Annotated in this window: 11 protein-coding genes; 6 read left to right on the top strand and 5 right to left on the bottom strand. The window is 61.4% G+C overall.

The features are described 5' to 3' along the window. Nucleotides 1-28: 28 nt before the first annotated feature. The gene (locus tag QU606_RS27385) at nucleotides 29-1,219 is read right to left on the bottom strand and encodes a benzoate/H(+) symporter BenE family transporter (protein WP_024076857.1); all 1,191 of its coding nucleotides are present in this window, start codon (nucleotides 1,217-1,219) and stop codon (nucleotides 29-31) included. A gap of 360 nt (nucleotides 1,220-1,579) precedes the next feature. Between QU606_RS27385 and QU606_RS27380 the strand changes: the two genes are divergently transcribed. Continuing rightward, nucleotides 1,580-2,344: a GntR family transcriptional regulator gene (locus tag QU606_RS27380; RefSeq protein ID WP_024076856.1), complete on the top strand. Its 765-nt coding sequence runs from the start codon at nucleotides 1,580-1,582 to the stop codon at nucleotides 2,342-2,344. 80 nt (nucleotides 2,345-2,424) lie between these two features. Here QU606_RS27380 and guaD read toward each other — a convergent pair whose 3' ends face one another. The 4 genes from guaD to xdhA form a co-directional block, all read right to left on the bottom strand. Continuing rightward, nucleotides 2,425-3,729 carry a guanine deaminase gene (gene guaD / locus QU606_RS27375; protein ID WP_102623535.1) on the bottom strand — a complete coding sequence of 435 codons (1,305 nt, stop codon included), beginning with the start codon at nucleotides 3,727-3,729 and terminating at the stop codon, nucleotides 2,425-2,427. A gap of 7 nt (nucleotides 3,730-3,736) precedes the next feature. Beyond that, on the bottom strand, nucleotides 3,737-4,579 hold the full coding sequence (gene xdhC, locus QU606_RS27370; RefSeq protein ID WP_304997841.1) for a xanthine dehydrogenase accessory protein XdhC: 843 nt from the start codon (nucleotides 4,577-4,579) through the stop codon (nucleotides 3,737-3,739). A 113-nt stretch (nucleotides 4,580-4,692) separates the two neighbouring features. Next, complete coding sequence (gene xdhB / locus QU606_RS27365; RefSeq protein WP_304997840.1) at nucleotides 4,693-7,092, bottom strand: xanthine dehydrogenase molybdopterin binding subunit; 2,400 nt, start codon at nucleotides 7,090-7,092, stop codon at nucleotides 4,693-4,695. Further along, a complete protein-coding gene (gene xdhA / locus QU606_RS27360) occupies nucleotides 7,085-8,533 on the bottom strand; it encodes a xanthine dehydrogenase small subunit (RefSeq protein WP_024076852.1) in 1,449 nt (482 codons plus the stop codon). Before xdhA ends, xdhB begins: the two co-directional genes overlap by 8 nt. 282 nt (nucleotides 8,534-8,815) lie before the next feature. On the opposite strand from xdhA, the gene QU606_RS27355 reads away from it, so the two are divergent. The 5 genes from QU606_RS27355 to QU606_RS27335 all read left to right on the top strand — a co-directional run bounded on the left by QU606_RS27355 (nucleotide 8,816) and on the right by QU606_RS27335 (nucleotide 18,184). Continuing rightward, on the top strand, nucleotides 8,816-9,475 hold the full coding sequence (locus QU606_RS27355) for a GntR family transcriptional regulator (RefSeq protein WP_024076851.1): 660 nt from the start codon (nucleotides 8,816-8,818) through the stop codon (nucleotides 9,473-9,475). Nucleotides 9,476-9,477: 2 nt separating this feature from the next. Further along, complete coding sequence (smc, locus tag QU606_RS27350; protein WP_069076771.1) at nucleotides 9,478-12,966, top strand: chromosome segregation protein SMC; 3,489 nt, start codon at nucleotides 9,478-9,480, stop codon at nucleotides 12,964-12,966. A gap of 259 nt (nucleotides 12,967-13,225) precedes the next feature. After that, complete coding sequence (gene zipA, locus QU606_RS27345; RefSeq protein WP_024076849.1) at nucleotides 13,226-14,089, top strand: cell division protein ZipA; 864 nt, start codon at nucleotides 13,226-13,228, stop codon at nucleotides 14,087-14,089. An 86-nt stretch (nucleotides 14,090-14,175) separates the two neighbouring features. Continuing rightward, nucleotides 14,176-16,542 (top strand): NAD-dependent DNA ligase LigA, encoded by a 2,367-nt coding sequence (gene ligA / locus QU606_RS27340; protein ID WP_304997839.1) that lies wholly within the window; start codon nucleotides 14,176-14,178, stop codon nucleotides 16,540-16,542. Between the two features lie 475 nt (nucleotides 16,543-17,017). Further along, nucleotides 17,018-18,184: a putative zinc-binding metallopeptidase gene (locus QU606_RS27335; RefSeq protein WP_024076847.1), complete on the top strand. Its 1,167-nt coding sequence runs from the start codon at nucleotides 17,018-17,020 to the stop codon at nucleotides 18,182-18,184. Nucleotides 18,185-18,293 lie beyond the last annotated feature (109 nt).

Here is an 18,293-nt window from a genome sequence, read left to right as displayed (position 1 = left end):
AAACGGCGACCCGAGGGTCGCCGTTTTTTTATGCCTTGCGCCCGTTCAGAATCAGCAGCGTCAACACCCCCGCCACAATCCCCCAGAACGCTGAACCGATGGAAAACAACGTCAGCCCTGACGCCGTGACCATAAAGGTGATCAGCGCCGCTTCCCGTTCCTTTGGCTCATTCATGGCAATGCTCAGGCCATTGATGATCGAGCCAAACAAGGCCAGCGCTGCAATCGATAGCACCAGTTCCTTGGGTAACGCTGCGAACAACGCTGCCAGTGTGGCGCCAAATACGCCGGCAATTGCGTAGAACACACCACACCAGACCGCCGCTGTGTAGCGCTTGTTGCGGTCTTCGTGGGCGTGTGGCCCGGTGCAGATGGCTGCGCTGATCGCTGCCAGGTTGATCCCGTGGGAGCCGAACGGCGCCAGCACCAGCGAGGCCAGGCCGGTAACGGTGATCAACGGCGAGGCCGGCACGTTATAGCCGTCGGCGCGCAGCACGGCGACGCCGGGCATATTCTGCGAAGTCATTGCCACCACGAACAGCGGAATGCCAATGCTGATGGTCGCTGCCAGCGAGAAGTGCGGAGTGGTCCACACCGGGGTCGCCACTTCCAGGTGGAAGCCGCTGAAGTCCAGCAGGCCCATCAAGCCAGACAGCAGGGTACCGATCACCAGCGCGGCCAGCACCGCATAGCGCGGCGACAGGCGCTTGATGATCAGGTAGGTGAAAAACATCCCCAGCACCAGGCCGGTACGATGTTGCGCGGCGACAAATATTTCGCTGCCGATCTTGAACAGAATGCCCGCCAGCAAGGCCGCCGCCAGTGAAGCCGGAATACGCTTGACCAGTTTTTCGAAGCTGCCGGTCAGCCCGCACAGGGTCACCAGCACTGCACAGGTGATATAGGCACCGATCGCTTCGCCATAACTGACGCCGCCCAGGCTGGTGATCAATAGCGCTGCGCCCGGTGTCGACCAGGCAATGGTGATCGGTGTGCGATAACGCAGGGACAGGCCGATGCTGCACACCGCCATGCCGATGGAGATCGCCCAGATCCATGAAGAAATCTGCGCCGTGGTCAGGCCGGCGGCTTGTCCAGCCTGGAACATCAGCACCAGGGAGCTGGTGTAGCCGGTCATCATGGCGATAAAGCCGGCGACGACGGCGGACGCGGAAGTGTCGGCCAGCGGGCGCAAGGGCGCTTGGGTGGCGTCGGTCATGGATAGGTGTTCCTTTTACCTGACCCCCTCCTTGTAGGAACGAGCGTGCTCGCGAAAAGCGTCAACGATAACGCGGGCGCCCTGGATGTTCGCGACGCGCTCGGATTCTTCGCGAGCACGCTCGCTTCTACAGTGGGGTGTCGTTCGTGGGAAATCTTGGATTCAAGCCTAAACTCAAACGTAACTACTCATTGCAATACAGCCGGCGCCGCAAACAGCCGTACAGTGTGTTGGCGCAGTGGGTTGTGTACAATGTGCCGTGTTTTTAGCTGATACTTGCCAGCGACCCATTGTTGCCGTATTACCTTAAAGTCGCCGTATTACCGTTAATTCGCCGCCGTTCTCCCGACCCGAGTGCCCATGAACGAACAGTTGCAACCTCTCAAGAAACAACCGCGAGCCGGCAAGGCCGGTCGCAGCGGAACCCAGGACGATATCGTCTACGCGCATATCTTCGAGGCGATCCTCGAACAACGCCTGGCACCCGGTACCAAATTGAGTGAAGAGGCACTGGGCGAAATCTTCGGCGTCAGCCGTACCATCATTCGCCGCGCCCTGTCGCGCCTGGCCCATGAAGGCGTGGTGTTGCTGCGGCCCAATCGCGGCGCGGTGGTGGCCAGCCCAAGCGTCGAGGAAGCACGCCAAGTGTTCCTCGCCCGGCGCCTGGTAGAGCGAGCGATCACCGAGTTGGCCGTGCAGCACGCCACCGCCGAGCAACTGGCCGAACTACGCCAGATGGTCAACGACGAGCGCGACAGCTTCTCCCGTGGCGATCGCGGTGCCGGTATCCGCCTCTCTGGCGAGTTCCACCTCAAGCTGGCCGAGGCGGCGAAGAACGCGCCGCTGATCAGCTTCCAGCGCAGCCTGGTGTCCCAGACCTCGTTGATCATTGCGCAGTACGAAAGCGGCAATCGCTCGCACTGTTCCTACGATGAACACACCCAGTTGATCGATGCGATCGAGGCCCGCGACGCGGCGCTGGCAGTTGACTTGATGATGCACCACATGGACCACATCGACAGCAAGCTCAACCTCGACGAGGAAAGTGCGTCGGATGATTTGCATGCGGTGTTCTCGCATTTGTTGCAGACCAAGAAGCCGGGGCGTTCGCCTGTAAAGTTGTAAACCCGATTAAAGAATGTGGGAGGGGGCAAGTCGAATCGTCGCACCGCCCCTCCCACATTTGTTTTGTGTTGTGGCGCAGATCAGCGTTGGTGCACCCGTTGGCCGGCCGCATAGGTCTGCAACACCGTCCGATCATCCCCCAGCGTCATCAACACGAACAACGTCTCGGCTATGTTGTTGGCCTGCTTCAAGCGATAGCTCAGCAGTGGCGTGGCGTTGTAATCCAGCACCAGAAAGTCTGCATCGGTGCCTGGCTGCAACGTGCCGATCTTGTCTTCCAGGCGCAGCGCCCGCGCACCCCCGAGGGTGGCCAGGTACAACGACTTGAATGGGCTCAACCGCGCGCCCTGCAGTTGCATGACCTTATAGGCTTCGTTCAAGGTTTGCAGCAGTGAGAAGCTGGTGCCGCCGCCCACATCCGTGCCCAGGCCAACGTTGAGCTTGTGTTTCTCGGCCATCGGCAGGTTGAACAGGCCGCTGCCGAGGAACAGGTTCGACGTCGGGCAGAACGCCACCGCCGACCCCGTCTCCGCCAACCGCGCGCATTCGTCATCACACAGGTGCACACCGTGGGCGAACACCGAGCGCTCACCCAGCAGCTTGTAATGGTCGTACACATCCAGGTAGCCGTTGCGCTCTGGAAATAACGCCTTCACCCACTCGACTTCCTGCTTGTTCTCACTGATGTGCGTCTGCATGTACAGGTCCGGGTACTCGCCCAGCAGTTGCCCGGCCAACGCCAATTGTTCCGGCGTGCTGGTGGGGGCGAAGCGGGGCGTGACCGCATAGTGCAGGCGGCCCTTGCCGTGCCAGCGTTCGATCAACGTCTTGCTTTCCTGGTAGCCGGATTCGGCGGTGTCGGTTAGGTAATCCGGGGCGTTGCGGTCCATCATCACTTTGCCGGCGATCATGCGCAGGTCGAGTTTTGCGGCCGCTTCAAAGAACGCGTTCACCGATTGCGGATGCACGCTGCCGAACACCAGGGCGGTGGTGGTGCCATTGCGCAGCAATTCCTTGATAAAAATGTCGGCCACTTCTTCGGCGTGGGCCTTGTCGGCGAACTGGCGTTCGCACGGGAAGGTGTAAGTGTTGAGCCAGTCCAGTAACTGCTCGCCATAGGCGCCGACCATGCCGGTTTGCGGCAGGTGGATATGGGTGTCGATCAGGCCTGGGGTAATCAGCGCATCCTGGTAGTGGGTGATGTCGATATCGGCGGGCAGCTTCGGCAGCAGGTCACTGGCGTGGCCCAGGGCACTGATCTTGCCGTTTTCGATCACCAGCAGGCCGTCTTCGAAATACTCATAGGAGGCTTCGATGCCCACTTCAGCGGGGTCGGCGATGCTGTGCAGGAGGGCGGCACGGTAGGCTTTGCGAGTCAAAGGCATGGTCGTCTCAATTGATAGCTTGGCTGCGGCGTGACACCGGCAGCAGTTTGGCAATAGGTTCGGCGCTCGCGGTGTGCTGGCCGAAATGGGCGTTATAGGTGGCGATGATTTCGCCGGCGATGGAGATGGCGATCTCTACCGGCAATTTGCCCTTTACCTCGGTGAGGCCCATGGGGCAGCGCATGCGTTGCAACTGCGCGGCGTCAAAGCCGCGATCACGCAGGCGGTGTTCGAACTTGACGCGTTTGGTCTTCGAGCCGATCAGGCCGAAGTAGGCAAAGTCATTACGCTTGAGCAGGGCGGCGGTCAGTTCCAGGTCCAGCGCGTGATTGTGGGTCATGACGATGCAATAACTACCCGCGGGCAGGTCGGCAATTTCGTCCACCGGCTCTTCGCTGACGATTTTACGCACGCCCTGGGGGATATGTTCCGGGAATTCCTGTTCGCGCGAATCGATCCAGCGCACCCGGCACGGCAGGCTCGCCAGCAACGGCACCAGCGAGCGGCCGACGTGACCGGCGCCGAACACCGCGATCTGCGCCTGCACCTGGCCCATGGGTTCGAACAGCAATACGGTTACGCCACCGCAGCACTGGCCCAGGCTCGCGCCGAGGCTGAAGCGCTCCAGGTGGGTGTTCTGCTGGCCGCGCGCGAGCATGTCACGGGCGATCTGCATCGCCTTGTATTCCAGGTGTCCGCCACCGATGGTGTCGAAGGTTTGCGTGGCGCTGATCACCATCTTCGAACCGGCATTGCGCGGCGTGGAGCCGAGCTCTTCGATGATGGTCACCAGTACGCAGGGTTCGCCTTGGTTCTGCAGGTCGGCGAGGGCGCTGATCCAGTTGTTCATAGTCACCTCTTGTGGTGTCTGTCAGGCCGTCATCGGGGGCAAGCCCCCTCCCACATTTGAAGGCACAGATCAAAGTGTGGGAGGGGGCTTGCCCCCGATGGCAGCGCCTCGGTCTAGAGCGAAGCCATCTCGGTTTCGGTTTCAACAGGCACAGCCGCCTGCAACTTGCGCATCTGCTCGCACCCCCACAACACCCGCTCCGGTGTCGCCGGTGCATCGATCTTCGGCTGATGGCGATAGTCACCCAGGCTCGCCACTGCATCCTTGATCGCACACCACGAGGCAATGCCGAGCATGAACGGTGGCTCGCCCACGGCCTTGGAATGAAACACCGTGTCTTCCGGGTTCTTGCGGTTCTCCACCAGCTTCACGCGCAGGTCCAGCGGTATGTCGGCCACCGCCGGGATCTTGTAGCTGGCCGGGCCGTTGGTCATCAGCTTTCCCTTGTTGTTCCACACCAGCTCTTCCATGGTCAGCCAGCCCATGCCCTGGATGAAGCCGCCTTCCACTTGGCCGATGTCGATCGCCGGGTTCAACGAGGCGCCCACGTCGTGGAGGATGTCGGTGCGCAGCATCTTGTATTCGCCGGTCAGGGTGTCGACGATCACCTCGCAACAGGCCGCGCCAAAGGCGTAGTAGTAGAACGGCCGCCCCCGCGCCTGGCTGCGGTCGTAGAAGATTTTCGGGGTCTTGTAGAAGCCAGTGCTCGACAGCGACACCTGGGCGAAGTACGCCTGCTGGATCAGCGCTTCAAAGGTCAGGATGTGATCGCGCACGCGCACATGGCCGTTGTGGAATGCCACGTCGGCCTCACTCACGTCGTACTTGCGCGCGGCGAATTCCACCAGGCGTTGCTTGATGGTTTCGGCGGCGTTCTGCGCGGCCTTGCCGTTCAGGTCGGCACCGCTGGAGGCGGCGGTCGGCGAGGTGTTGGGCACCTTGTCGGTATTGGTGGCGGTGATCTGCACGCGGTCGATTTCCACCTGGAACACTTCGGCCACCACCTGTGCGACCTTGGTGTTCAACCCCTGGCCCATTTCGGTACCACCGTGGTTCAGGTGGATGCTGCCGTCGGTGTAGATATGGATCAACGCACCGGCCTGGTTCAGGAAACTGGCGGTAAAGGAAATACCGAATTTCACCGGGGTCAGCGCCAGGCCTTTTTTCAGGATCGGGCTGTGGGCGTTGTACAGGCGGATCGCTTCACGGCGCTCGGCGTATTGGCTGCTGACTTCAAGCTCAGCGGTCATTTCCTCGAGCATGTTGTGCTCGACGGTCTGGTAGTAGTGAGTGACGTTGCGCTCGGTCTTGCCGTAGTAGTTGGCCTTGCGCACGGCCAGCGGATCCTGGCCTAAGTGGCGGGCGATGGCGTCCATCACTTCCTCGATGGCGACCATGCCTTGGGGGCCGCCAAAGCCCCGGTAGGCGGTGTTGGACGCGGTGTTGGTCTTGCAGCGGTGGCCGTTGACCGTGGCGTCGCCCAGGTAATACGCGTTGTCGGCGTGGAACATTGCGCGGTCGACAATCGAGTTCGACAGGTCCGGCGAGCAACCGCAGTTACCCGCCAGTTCCAGATTGATACCCTGCAGGCGACCGCTGTCGTCGAAGCCCACGTCGTATTCGATATAGAAGGGGTGGCGCTTGCCGGTCATCAGCATGTCTTCGACACGGGGCAGGCGCATCTTGGTCGGCTGCCCGGTCAGGCGCGCGACCACCGCGCACAGGCACGCCGGGCTGGCCGCCTGGGTTTCCTTGCCGCCGAAACCACCGCCCATGCGACGCATATCGACGACGATCTTGTTCATCGACACGTCAAGTACTTCGGCCACCAGCTTCTGTATTTCGGTGGGGTTCTGGGTGGAGCAGTAGACGATCATGCCGCCGTCTTCGGTGGGCATCACTGACGAGATCTGGGTTTCCAGGTAGAAGTGTTCCTGGCCGCCGATATGCAGGGTGCCCTGGAGGCGGTTTTTTGCGGTCGCCAGTGCGCCGGCCGAATCACCGCGCTGGTGGGTGTGGCTGTCGAGCACGAAATGCTTATTGCGAAAGGCCTCGACCACATCCAATACGGGTTCGAGGTCTTCGTATTCGATCACGGCCGCCATCGCGGCCTTGCGTGCGGTTTCCAGATCGCGGGCAGCCACGGCCAATACCACTTGGCCGACAAACTGCACGGTGTCGATGGCCAGCAGCGGGTCGCCGGGCATCAGCGGGCCGATGTCTTTCAGGCCTGGCACGTCTTCATGTGTGATGACGATACGCACACCGTCGAAGGCGTAGCAGGGCGCGGTGTCGATGCTGAGGATTTTCGCGTGGGCGCGGTCGGACATGCGCGCATACAGGTGCAACTGGTTGGGGAATTCCAGGCGGTCATCGATGTACTGCGCTTCACCGCTGACGTGCTTGGCGGCGCTGTCATGCTTGACGCTGCGGCCGACCCCGGAGGTCAGGTCCTGGGCAAACAGCTCGGCCAGTTCGGCCTGGGTTTTTACCACGGCGTGATGGTTAGACATAAGCGGTCACCCGAGTCTCGATGTGCGGCGTTTGCAGCTCGATAAAGTATTTGCGCAGCAGGTTCTGCGCGCTGAGCAGGCGGTATTCCTTGCTGGCGCGGAAGTCCGACAACGGGGTGAAATCCTCGGCCAGGGCAGTGCAGGCTTTCTCGACGGTGGCGGCATTCCAGGTGGCGCCGATCAGTACGCTCTCGCAATGTTTTGCGCGTTTCGGGGTGGCGGCCATGCCCCCGAAGGCAACACGCGCATCGCTGATCACACCGTTGTCGATCTTGAGGTTGAAAGCCGCGCACACCGCGGAAATATCGTCGTCCAGGCGCTTGGACACTTTGTACGCCCGGAATAGCGCGTGGCCCTTGGGCACGATGATTTTCTCGATGAATTCGCTGTCCTGGCGTGCGGTGACGCGGTAGTCGATGAAGTAATCTTCCAGCGCCAACGTACGACGGGTGTTGCCCTTGCACAGCACGATCTGCGCGCCGAGGGCGATCAACAGTGGTGGCGAATCACCAATCGGCGAGGCGTTGCCGATATTGCCGCCCAGGGTGCCTTGGTTGCGGATTTGCAGGGACGCGAAGCGGTGCAGCAGCTCACCGAAGTCCGGGTAGGCCTGGTGCAGCGCGGTGTAGCAGTCGGAGAGAGGGGCGGCGGCGCCGATTTCCAGGCGATCGTCGAAGGATTCAATGCGCTTCATTTCGTCGATGTTGCCGACGTAGATCATCACCGGCAGCGTGCGGTGGAACTGAGTGACTTCCAGCGCCAGGTCAGTGCCGCCAGCCAGCAGCCGGGCTTGCGGGTAGGCATCGTAGAGGTCGGCGAGGTCGGCGACGGTCAGGGGGACCAGGCAGCGTTTGTCGCCGCTGTTGAGTTCACCGGTTTGCGTCGGCGCGATGGCCTTGAGGCGTGCGATGGTTTCGACTTGCCGGCTGTCGAACTGGTCCTGGGGTTTGTTACAGCAGGCCTGCTCGGCGGCGGCCAGGATCGGGCGGTAGCCGGTGCAACGGCACAAGTTGCCGGCCAGGGCTTCATGGGCTTTCTGGCTATCTGGCGCATCGCTGTTCTTTTGCAGGGCAAACAGCGACATCACAAAACCGGGGGTGCAAAAGCCGCATTGCGACCCGTGGCATTCGACCATGGCCTGTTGCACGCTGTGCAGTTGACCCTGGTGCTTCAGGTCTTCGACGCTGATCAATTGTTTGCCATGCAACGATGAGACAAACGTCAGGCAGGCATTGAGGCTGCGATAACGAATCCGCTCAGCGCCTGGCTCGTCGCTGTGCAGCTCGCCGACCACCACGGTGCATGCACCGCAATCGCCGCTGGCGCAGCCTTCCTTGGTACCGGATTTGCCCAGGTGCTCACGCAAATAGTTGAGCACGGTCAGGTTGGGGTCCAGGGCGTGCTCGCTACGGAGCTCCTGGTTAAGTAGAAACTGGATCACGGAAGGCCTCGCAGACTCATTATTGTTGTTAACCGCTTTGCGCCGAATCTAGTCATGTCTGACTTTTCGGTCAATGATTTTCTGACTGTGAGGTCAAGAAATTGCGATCACAACACTTTCAATTATGGTCCAGTCTTCTGGAACCGCTGTTTTTGGGGGGGCTTCTGGGTTTCAGCGCTGCTTATTCCGTGCCAAATTCAGCAGGGTGGGCCTAGCGCCATCAGCCAGGCATTTGCGCTACACTGCCGCGCTTGTATCGATAGAAGATTTTGAAGGGAAAACATGACGTTCAAGGCGCCGGACAGTCTCGCCGAGCAAATTGCTCACCACCTCGCCGAACGTATCATTCGCGGCGATCTCAAGCCTGGGGAGCGGATCCAGGAACAGAAAGTCACGCTGGCGCTCAATGTCAGCCGTGGTTCCGTGCGTGAAGCCTTATTGATCCTCGAACGTCGCCACCTGATCGCGATCCTGCCGCGCCGTGGCGCCCACGTCACCGAGCTCACCGCACACAAGGTGCAGAGCTTGTGCACGTTGATGAGTGAGCTGTATATCCTGCTCGGCAATGCGGTGGCCCAGGGCTGGCAGACCCAGGCTGACATGGCGCCGTTCCTGCAGATCCAGCAGCGCCTGGTCGGCAGTTTCGAGCGCCAGGACATCCGCGCCTTTGTCGAAGAATGCTTCAGCGTGATGCGCGCCGCGTACCCCTTCGCCAACAACCCGTATTTGCAGGAAACCGTCGAAAACCTGCAGCCGGCGATGAACCGTGCCTATTACCTGGCCCTCGATCAGCGCAAGGCCTCCATGAGCGAGTACCTGGCGTTGTTCGAGCAATTGCTCGCCGCCGTGCTTGCCCGCGACCTGCCGCAGATTCGCCAGGTGTTGTCGGCCTATGGCCAGCGTAGTTGCTCGCTGGTCATCGCTGCGTTGGCGGACGCCTAAGCGTGCGGCTCAAGTGCATCAAACTGGCGGGGTTCAAATCCTTCGTCGACCCGACCACGGTGAACTTCCCCAGTAACATGGCGGCAGTGGTGGGGCCCAATGGCTGCGGCAAGTCGAACATCATCGACGCCGTACGCTGGGTGATGGGCGAGAGCTCGGCAAAAAACCTGCGCGGCGAGTCGATGACCGACGTCATCTTCAACGGCTCCACCAGCCGCAAACCCGTCAGCCAGGCCAGCATCGAACTGGTGTTCGATAACTCCGACGGCACCCTGGTCGGCGAATATGCGGCCTACGCGGAAATCTCCATCCGCCGTAAAGTGACCCGCGACAGCCAGAACAGCTACTTCCTCAACGGCACCAAGTGCCGGCGCCGGGATATCACCGATATCTTCCTCGGTACCGGCCTGGGCCCGCGCAGCTACTCGATCATCGAGCAAGGCATGATCTCCAAGCTGATCGAAGCCAAGCCGGAAGACCTGCGCAATTTTATCGAAGAAGCGGCCGGCATCTCCAAGTACAAGGAGCGCCGCCGCGAAACTGAAAACCGTATCCGCCGCACCCACGAAAACCTTGCCCGCCTCACCGACCTGCGTGAAGAGCTGGAACGCCAGTTGGAACGCCTGCACCGCCAGGCCCAGGCCGCCGAAAAGTACCAGGAATACAAGGGCGAGGAGCGCCAGCTCAAGGCGCAACTGTCGGCCCTGCGCTGGCAGGCGCTGAATGACCAGGTGGGCCAGCGTGAAGCGATCATCGGCACCCAGGAAATCAGCTTCGAAGCCCTGGTAGCCGAGCAACGCAATGCCGACGCCAGCATCGAGCGCCTGCGCGACGGTCACCATGACCTGTCCGAGCGCTTCAATCTGGTGCAGGGCCGTTTCTACTCGGTGGGGGGAGACATCGCCCGGGTCGAGCAGAGCATCCAGCACGGCCAGCAGCGCTTGCGTCAGTTGCAGGAGGATTTGAAGGAAGCCGAGCGCGCGCGCCTGGAGACCGAATCTCACTTGGGCCATGACCGCACCTTGCTGCTGACCCTCGGCGAAGAGCTGGACCTGCTCACTCCCGAGCAGGAGATCACCAGCGCGGCGGCCGAAGAAGCCGCTGCCGCCCTGGAAGAGTCCGAAACCACCATGCACGGCTGGCAGGAGCAGTGGGACACCTTCAACCTGAAATCCGCCGAGCCTCGGCGCCAGGCCGAAGTGCAACAGTCACGCATCCAGCAGCTGGAAACCAGCATGGAGCGTCTGGCCGAACGCCAGCGTCGCTTGCAGGAAGAACGCGTGTTGCTCGCTGCCGACCCGGAAGACGCGGCGATCATGGAGCTCAGCGAGCAACTGGCTGAAAGCGAGATGACCCTCGAAGAGCTGGAGGCCAGCGAAGAACAGCAAGTCGAGCGCCTGGAGCAATTGCGCCAGCAACTGCAACAGGCGACCCAGGCCCAGCAGCAGGCCCAGGGCGATCTGCAGCGGCTCAACGGTCGTTTGGCCTCCCTGGAAGCCCTGCAGCAAGCCGCTCTGGACCCTGGCACCGGTACCGCCGAATGGCTGCGCGACCAGCATCTGGCCGAGCGTCCGCGCCTGGCCGAAGGCTTGAAAGTCGAAGCCGGTTGGGAGTTGGCGGTGGAAACCGTATTGGGTGCCGACCTGCAAGCGGTACTGGTGGACGATTTTGGGGGCTTCGACCTGGCCGGTTTTGCCCAGGGCGATTTGCGCCTGCTCAGCCCGGCCGCCGACGGCACCCGCGTGCCGGGCAGTTTGCTGGACAAGGTCGAGGCGGCGATTGACTTGTCGCCGTGGCTGGGCCAGGTCAAACCGGTTGAATCACTTGAGCAGGCGCTGGCCCAGCGCGGTCAGTTGGCTGCCGGCGAAAGCCTGATCAGCCGTGATGGCTACTGGGTCGGCCGCCACTTCCTGCGGGTACGCCGCGCCAGTGAAGCAGAAAGCGGGGTTTTGGCCCGTGGCCAGGAAATCGTCAATTTGATCGCCGAGCGTGAAGAGCGCGAAGCGACCCTGGAAAGCCTGGAAACCGAGCTGCAAACCCTGCGCGCCACCCAGCGCCAGCAAGAGACCGGCCGCGAACATCTGCGTCGCCTGTTGCAGGATGAGGCGCGCCAGCAAGGCGAATTGAAAGCCCAGCTTTCCGCGAGCAAAGCCAAGGTCGAGCAACTGACCCTGCGCCGTACCCGTCTCGATGAAGAAGTAGCCGAGATGGGCGAGCAACGCGCGCTCGAGCACGAACAAATCGGCGAAGCACGCCTGCAATTGCAGGAAGCCCTCGACAGCATGGCCCAGGACACCGAGCAACGCGAACTGCTGCTGGCCCAGCGGGACAGCCTGCGTGAACGCCTTGACCGTGTGCGCCAGGAAGCTCGCCAGCACAAGGACCACGCCCACCAGTTGGCGGTGCGCCTCGGCTCGCTGCGTGCGCAGCACGACTCCACGCGCCAGGCCCTTGAGCGCCTGGAGATGCAGTCCGAACGCCTGACCGAGAAGCGCGAGCAACTGAGCCTCAACCTGGAGGAAGGCGAAGCGCCCCTGGAAGAGCTGCGGCTCAAGCTTGAAGAGCTGCTCGACAAGCGCATGACCGTCGACGAAGAACTCAAGACCGCGCAAATCGCCCTCGAAGATGCCGACCGCGAACTGCGTGACGCAGAAAAGCGCCGGACCCAGGCCGAGCAGCAATCCCAACTGATCCGCGGCCAGCTCGAACAACAGCGCATGGAATGGCAAGCCCTGACCGTGCGCCGCAAAACCCTCCAGGACCAGTTGCTCGAGGATGGCTACGACCTGCACGGCGTGCTTGACACCTTGACCGCCGAGGCTAACGAAAAAGACGCCGAAGAAGAACTCGAACGCATAGCCGCGCGGATTCAGCGCCTGGGGGCAATCAACCTGGCCGCCATCGATGAGTACCAGCAGCAGTCCGAGCGCAAACGCTACCTGGACGCCCAGGACGCCGACCTGGTCGAAGCCCTGGATACCCTGGAAAACGTGATCCGCAAGATCGACAAGGAAACCCGCAACCGCTTCAAGGATACCTTTGATCAGATTAATGGCGGTTTACAGGCGTTATTCCCAAAAGTTTTCGGTGGTGGCAGCGCTTACTTGGAACTGACGGGCGAAGATCTACTCGATACAGGGGTAACGATCATGGCGCGGCCTCCGGGCAAGAAGAACAGCACCATCCATTTGTTGTCCGGCGGCGAAAAAGCCCTGACCGCATTGGCCCTGGTGTTTGCCATCTTCAAGTTGAACCCGGCGCCGTTCTGCATGCTCGACGAAGTTGACGCACCGCTGGATGACGCTAACGTGGGACGGTACGCACGCCTGGTCAAGGAGATGTCCCAGACTGTGCAGTTCATCTATATCACCCACAACAAGATCGCCATGGAAATGGCTGATCAGTTGATGGGGGTGACGATGCACGAGCCGGGCTGTTCGCGATTGGTCGCGGTGGATGTCGAAGAAGCGATGGCGATGGTGGAATCCTGAGCCACGCCAGGAGAGAAGATTTGTAGCGCGATGTAAGACGGTTTACCGCCCTGGCGAAAGTGGCAAATGGACATATTTGTTCAAGGCATTTTGACAGACGGTGTAAAGTTATCTTTGGTCGTGCTAGTTTAATGTCAATTTTTCGTATGCGTGGGCAAAACGTCAGTCAGAACATAGAGTTGGCGCCACGTTTTAAAGCGGTTTGCACGGTGCTAAACCCCTTATTTTTCAGCATTTTTTATTAGAGGCACGGGATTACATGGAAATCGGTCTGCGCGAGTGGCTGATCGTCATCGGCATTATTGTCATTGCCGGTATTCTTTTTGATGGCTGGCGCCGCATGCGCGGTGGCAAGGGCAAGCTCAAATTCCGTCTGGACCGTAACCTGTCCAACTTGCCCGACGACGACGGCAGCGCCGAGCTGCTGGGGCCGCCCCGTGTGTTGGATACCCATAAGGAACCGCAGCTGGATGAGCATGACCTGCCGTCCATGAGCGCGCCTGTGCGTGAAGCCCGCGAGCCGTCTTCCAAACGTGGCAAGCGCGGCAGTGCTGCAGTTGCCGAGCCGCACCAGGGCGACCTGAACCTTGACGTCGACGAAGGCCCGAGTTTCAGCAGCCGCGATGACGACTTCCCTGATGAGAATGCGACCAAGAGCCCGCCGCGCCAATCAGTCAGCGATCAGCCTGCCGCCGAAGAAGTGCTGGTGATCAGCGTGATTTGCCGCGACGCCGCGGGCTTCAAAGGCCCGGCGCTGTTGCAGAACATCCTCGAAAGCGGCCTGCGTTTTGGCGAAATGGACATCTTCCACCGCCACGAAAGCATGGCCGGTAATGGCGAAGTGCTGTTCTCCATGGCCAACGCGGTCAAGCCGGGCACCTTCGACCTGGACGATATTGACCTGTTCAGCACGCCGGCCGTCAGCTTCTTCCTTGGCTTGCCAGGCCCGCGTCACCCGAAACAAGCGTTCGACGTGATGGTGGCGGCAGCGCGCAAGCTGTCCCAGGAACTGAACGGCGAATTGAAGGACGATCAGCGCAGCGTCCTCACCGCCCAGACCATCGAACACTACCGTCAGCGCATCGTCGAATTCGAGCGTCGCGCCCTGACACAGAAACGCTGAGGATTGGCCTCAAGCGTTGTCGATAGAATAAGCGCACCAACATTTGAGCAGCTTCGGCTGCTCTTTTGCTTTATGAGAGAACACCCATGACCGCCGCCCACACCCGCATCCTTGAACTGCGCGCTGAACTGGATCAGCACAATTACCGTTACCACGTGCTCGACGAGCCGAGCATTCCGGACGCCGAGTACGACCGCTTGTTCAATGAGCTCAAGGCCCTGGAAGCCGAGCACCCGGAACTGGTGACGCGTGATTCGCCGACGCAGCGGGTCGGCAGTGCGGCGTTGTCGGCCTTTACCCAGGTGCGTCATGAGATCCCGATGCTCAGCCTGGGCAACGCGTTCGATGAAACCACCATGCTCGAGTTCGATCGCCGCGTCACCGAGGGGCTCGACCTGCCGGTGGGCGATCTGTTTGGCGGTGGTGCCGCGGTGGAGTACAGCTGTGAACCAAAGCTGGATGGCCTGGCGGTCAGCCTTTTGTACCAGGACGGCGAACTGGTGCGCGGCGCCACCCGCGGCGACGGCACTACGGGCGAAGACATCAGCGTCAATGTGCGCACCGTGCGCAATATCCCGTTGAAACTGCACGGCACCGGCTGGCCGGCCACCCTGGAAGTGCGCGGCGAAGTGTTCATGTCCAAGGCCGGTTTTGAGCGACTGAACGCCTCGCAACTGGAAGTCGGCGGCAAGACCTTCGCCAATCCGCGTAACGCCGCCGCCGGCAGCCTGCGCCAGCTGGACTCGAAGATCACCGCCAGCCGCCCGCTGGAGTTCTGCTGCTACGGCATTGGCCAGGTCACCGCAGACATCAGTGACACCCACATCGGCAATTTGAAACAGTTGCAGAAGTGGGGCCTGCCGATCAGCCATGAGCTGAAGTTGGCCAAGGGCATCCAGGCATGCCTGGACTACTACCGCGATATCGGCGAGCGACGTAACAGCCTGCCCTATGAAATCGACGGTGTGGTGTTCAAGGTCAACAGCATTGCCTCCCAGCGCGAACTGGGTTTCCGTGCCCGTGAGCCGCGTTGGGCGATCGCGCACAAATTCCCGGCCATGGAAGAACTGACCGAGCTGCTCGACGTGGAATTCCAAGTTGGCCGCACCGGTGCCGTCACGCCGGTGGCACGACTGAAACCGGTCAAGGTCGCGGGTGTGACCGTGTCCAATGCCACCTTGCACAACATGGACGAAGTGGCGCGCCTGGGCCTCATGATCGGCGACACCGTGATCATCCGCCGTGCCGGAGACGTGATCCCGCAGGTGGTATCGGTGGTCACCGAGCGCCGTCCGGAAAATGCCCGCGCCGTGCAGATCCCCGAGAGTTGCCCGGTGTGCGGCTCCCACGTCGAGCGCACGCAACTGGTCAAGCGCAGCAAGGGCAAGGAAACCGTCAGCGAAGGCGCGGTGTACCGCTGTGTCGGCCGCCTGGCCTGTGGCGCGCAGCTCAAGCAGGCGATCATCCATTTCGTCTCGCGCCGGGCGATGGACATCGATGGCCTGGGCGACAAGACCATCGAGCAGTTGGTGGATGAAAAACTCATTGGTTCGCCGGCTGACCTCTACACGCTCAAGTACGAACAGATCATCGACCTGGAAGGCTTCGCCGATATCTCCAGCAAGAAGCTGATCGCCGCCATCGAGAACAGCAAGAGCCCGACCCTGGCGCGCTTCATCTACGCCTTAGGCATTCCCGACGTGGGCGAGGAGACCGCCAAGGTGCTGGCGCGTTCCCTGGGGGCCTTGGAGCGCGTGCAGCGCGCGTTGCCGGAGGTGCTGACGTACCTGCCGGACGTGGGCCTGGAAGTCGCGCACGAGATCCGCAGCTTCTTTGATGACCGCCACAACCAGGACGTGATCGGCACACTGTTGGCGCCGGACAAATGCGGCCTGCAATTGCAAGACGAAGGCGCCCTGGCCGCCGAATTCGCCGCCAGCACCACCCTCGGCGGTTTGCTCGACAAACTCAATGTGCCCAGCGTCGGTCCCGGCGCCGCGCAGAAACTGGCGGACAAGTTCGGCTCCCTCGAAGGCGTGATCAAGGCTGACTGGCTCGATATGCGCCAGGCGCTGCCCGAGAAGCAGGCCAAGGCTGTGCGCGAGTTCTTCGATAACCCCGACCATGCCAACCATGCCCTGGCCATCGAGCGGCAGCTCGAGGAATTCGGCATGCACTGGCAGAGCGAGAAGAAAGTGATCGAAGGCTTGCCGGAAGCAGGGCATACCTGGGTGCTGACCGGCTCCCTGGAGCGGATGAGCCGCGATGTCGCCAAGGACAAGCTCGAAAGCCTCGGCGCCAAGGTGGCCGGTTCGGTGTCGGCGAAAACCCACTGCGTGGTGGCCGGGCCGGGTGCTGGTTCGAAGTTGGCCAAGGCCAGCGAACTGGGCCTGAAGGTGCTGGACGAAGACGCTTTCGTGGCCTTCCTCGCCGGGCATCACATCACCGTCTGATAGCGTGCGCTTCTGGTGGCGAGCCGACTTGCTGTGGCGAGCGGGCTTGCCCCGCGTTGGGCTGCGCAGCAGCCCCCCATAAGAGCGCTGCAGTGTGTCAGCCAGCTCCGGAGCTGTGTTTTGGGGCCGCTTCGCGCCCCAACGCGGGGCAAGCCCTAATGCCGTTCAGTTAAGGCTTTTTTGTAGGAGCGAGCTTGCTCGCGAAGAACTCACAGGCGCCGCGTTCACTCAGGAAACACGCGTTATCGTTGACGTTTTTCGCGAGCAAGCTCGCTCCTACAGAAGGCGATGTACGCTTAACTGAACGGCATTAGGGCAAGCCCATTACCACAGTAAGCCCACTCGCCACAGGTTACTGTTTGCTCGTTCCATCTCTTAACCGACAGGCATTAGGACTCGCCCCGCGTCGGGCAGCAAAGTGGAACGATCCCGAGCGAGAAATGATCTAGTCTCTGTCACCCAGGGAGAGATCGCCATGTTCCGCTATTTCGAGCAACTCAGTTCGCGCATCGCCGCACCGTTCATGGCCGAATCCTCGCGCAACAGCAAGGTCTGGCAATGCCGGTGCGGTCAGCCGCTGTTCTTTCGCAACAGCCAATGCCTGGCCTGCTCGGCGGTGCTGGGCTATCAACCCCAACAAAGCCGATTGTCCTCCCTGCAGCCGGGGCCTGTCGTGGACACCTGGCTGCAAGACGACAACCTCGATGCAGGCGCCTTTCGCCGCTGCGCCAACCTCGACACGCCCGCCGCCTGCAACTGGCTGATTCCCGCCCACAGCACCGCACCGCTGTGCGTGGCCTGCAGCCTGAACCGCACCATTCCCGACCTGTCGATCACCGAGAACCACGAGCGCTGGCGCAAGGTGGAAACCGCCAAGCGCCGACTGGTGGCACAACTGATCAGTCTGGGCCTGCGCGTCGTGCCCAAGAGCATCGACGAAGACAACGGCCTGGCCTTCGACTTCGTCGGCATCGACCTGGAAGGCAATGCGCCGACCACCGGGCATGCCAACGGCCTGGTTACCCTCGACATCAAGGAGGCCGACGACGCCCACCGCGAAAAAGTCCGGGTGCAGATGCGCGAACCCTATCGCACGCTGCTCGGGCATTTTCGCCACGAGGTCGGTCACTATTACTGGGACCGCCTGATCGCCAACAGCCATTGGCAGACACCTTTTCGCGACCTGTTCGGCGACGAAAGCGCCAGTTACGCCGATGCCCTCGACCAGTATTACCAGAATGGCCCGCGCCCGGATTGGCAACATACCTGCGTCAGTGCCTACGCCACCATGCACCCGTGGGAAGACTGGGCCGAAACCTGGGCCCACTACTTGCACATGATGGACGCGGTCGACACCGCCCTGGGGTTTGGCATGAGTGCGCGGGAACTGGACCTGGATTACCAGCCATTTCCCCTGAGCACCCTCTACGACCCCGAGCACCCTGGCGGTGCGGCGTTCCTGTCTTTCGTCAACGCCTGGATCGAACTGGCTGGCATGCTCAACGAACTGTCCCGTGCCATGGGGCAGCCGGATTTCTATCCCTTCGTACTGCCACCGGCGGTGATCGCCAAGCTGCACTTCATTCACCTGGTCATCCAGGAAGAGGGCGGCCGGGCGGACGAGGTGTTGCAGACACCATGATGAATTAATGTGGGAGGGCGCTTGCTCCCGAAAGCAGTGTGTCAGTCACTGATTTATTGGCTGGCAGACCGCTATCGGGAGCAAGCCCCCTCCCACAGGGGATGGCGGG

The organism is Pseudomonas sp. OVF7, from assembly GCF_030644265.1.
Classification (GTDB): Bacteria; Pseudomonadota; Gammaproteobacteria; order Pseudomonadales; family Pseudomonadaceae; genus Aquipseudomonas; species Aquipseudomonas gorinensis.
This window is presented reverse-complemented; position numbering and strand designations above follow the sequence as displayed.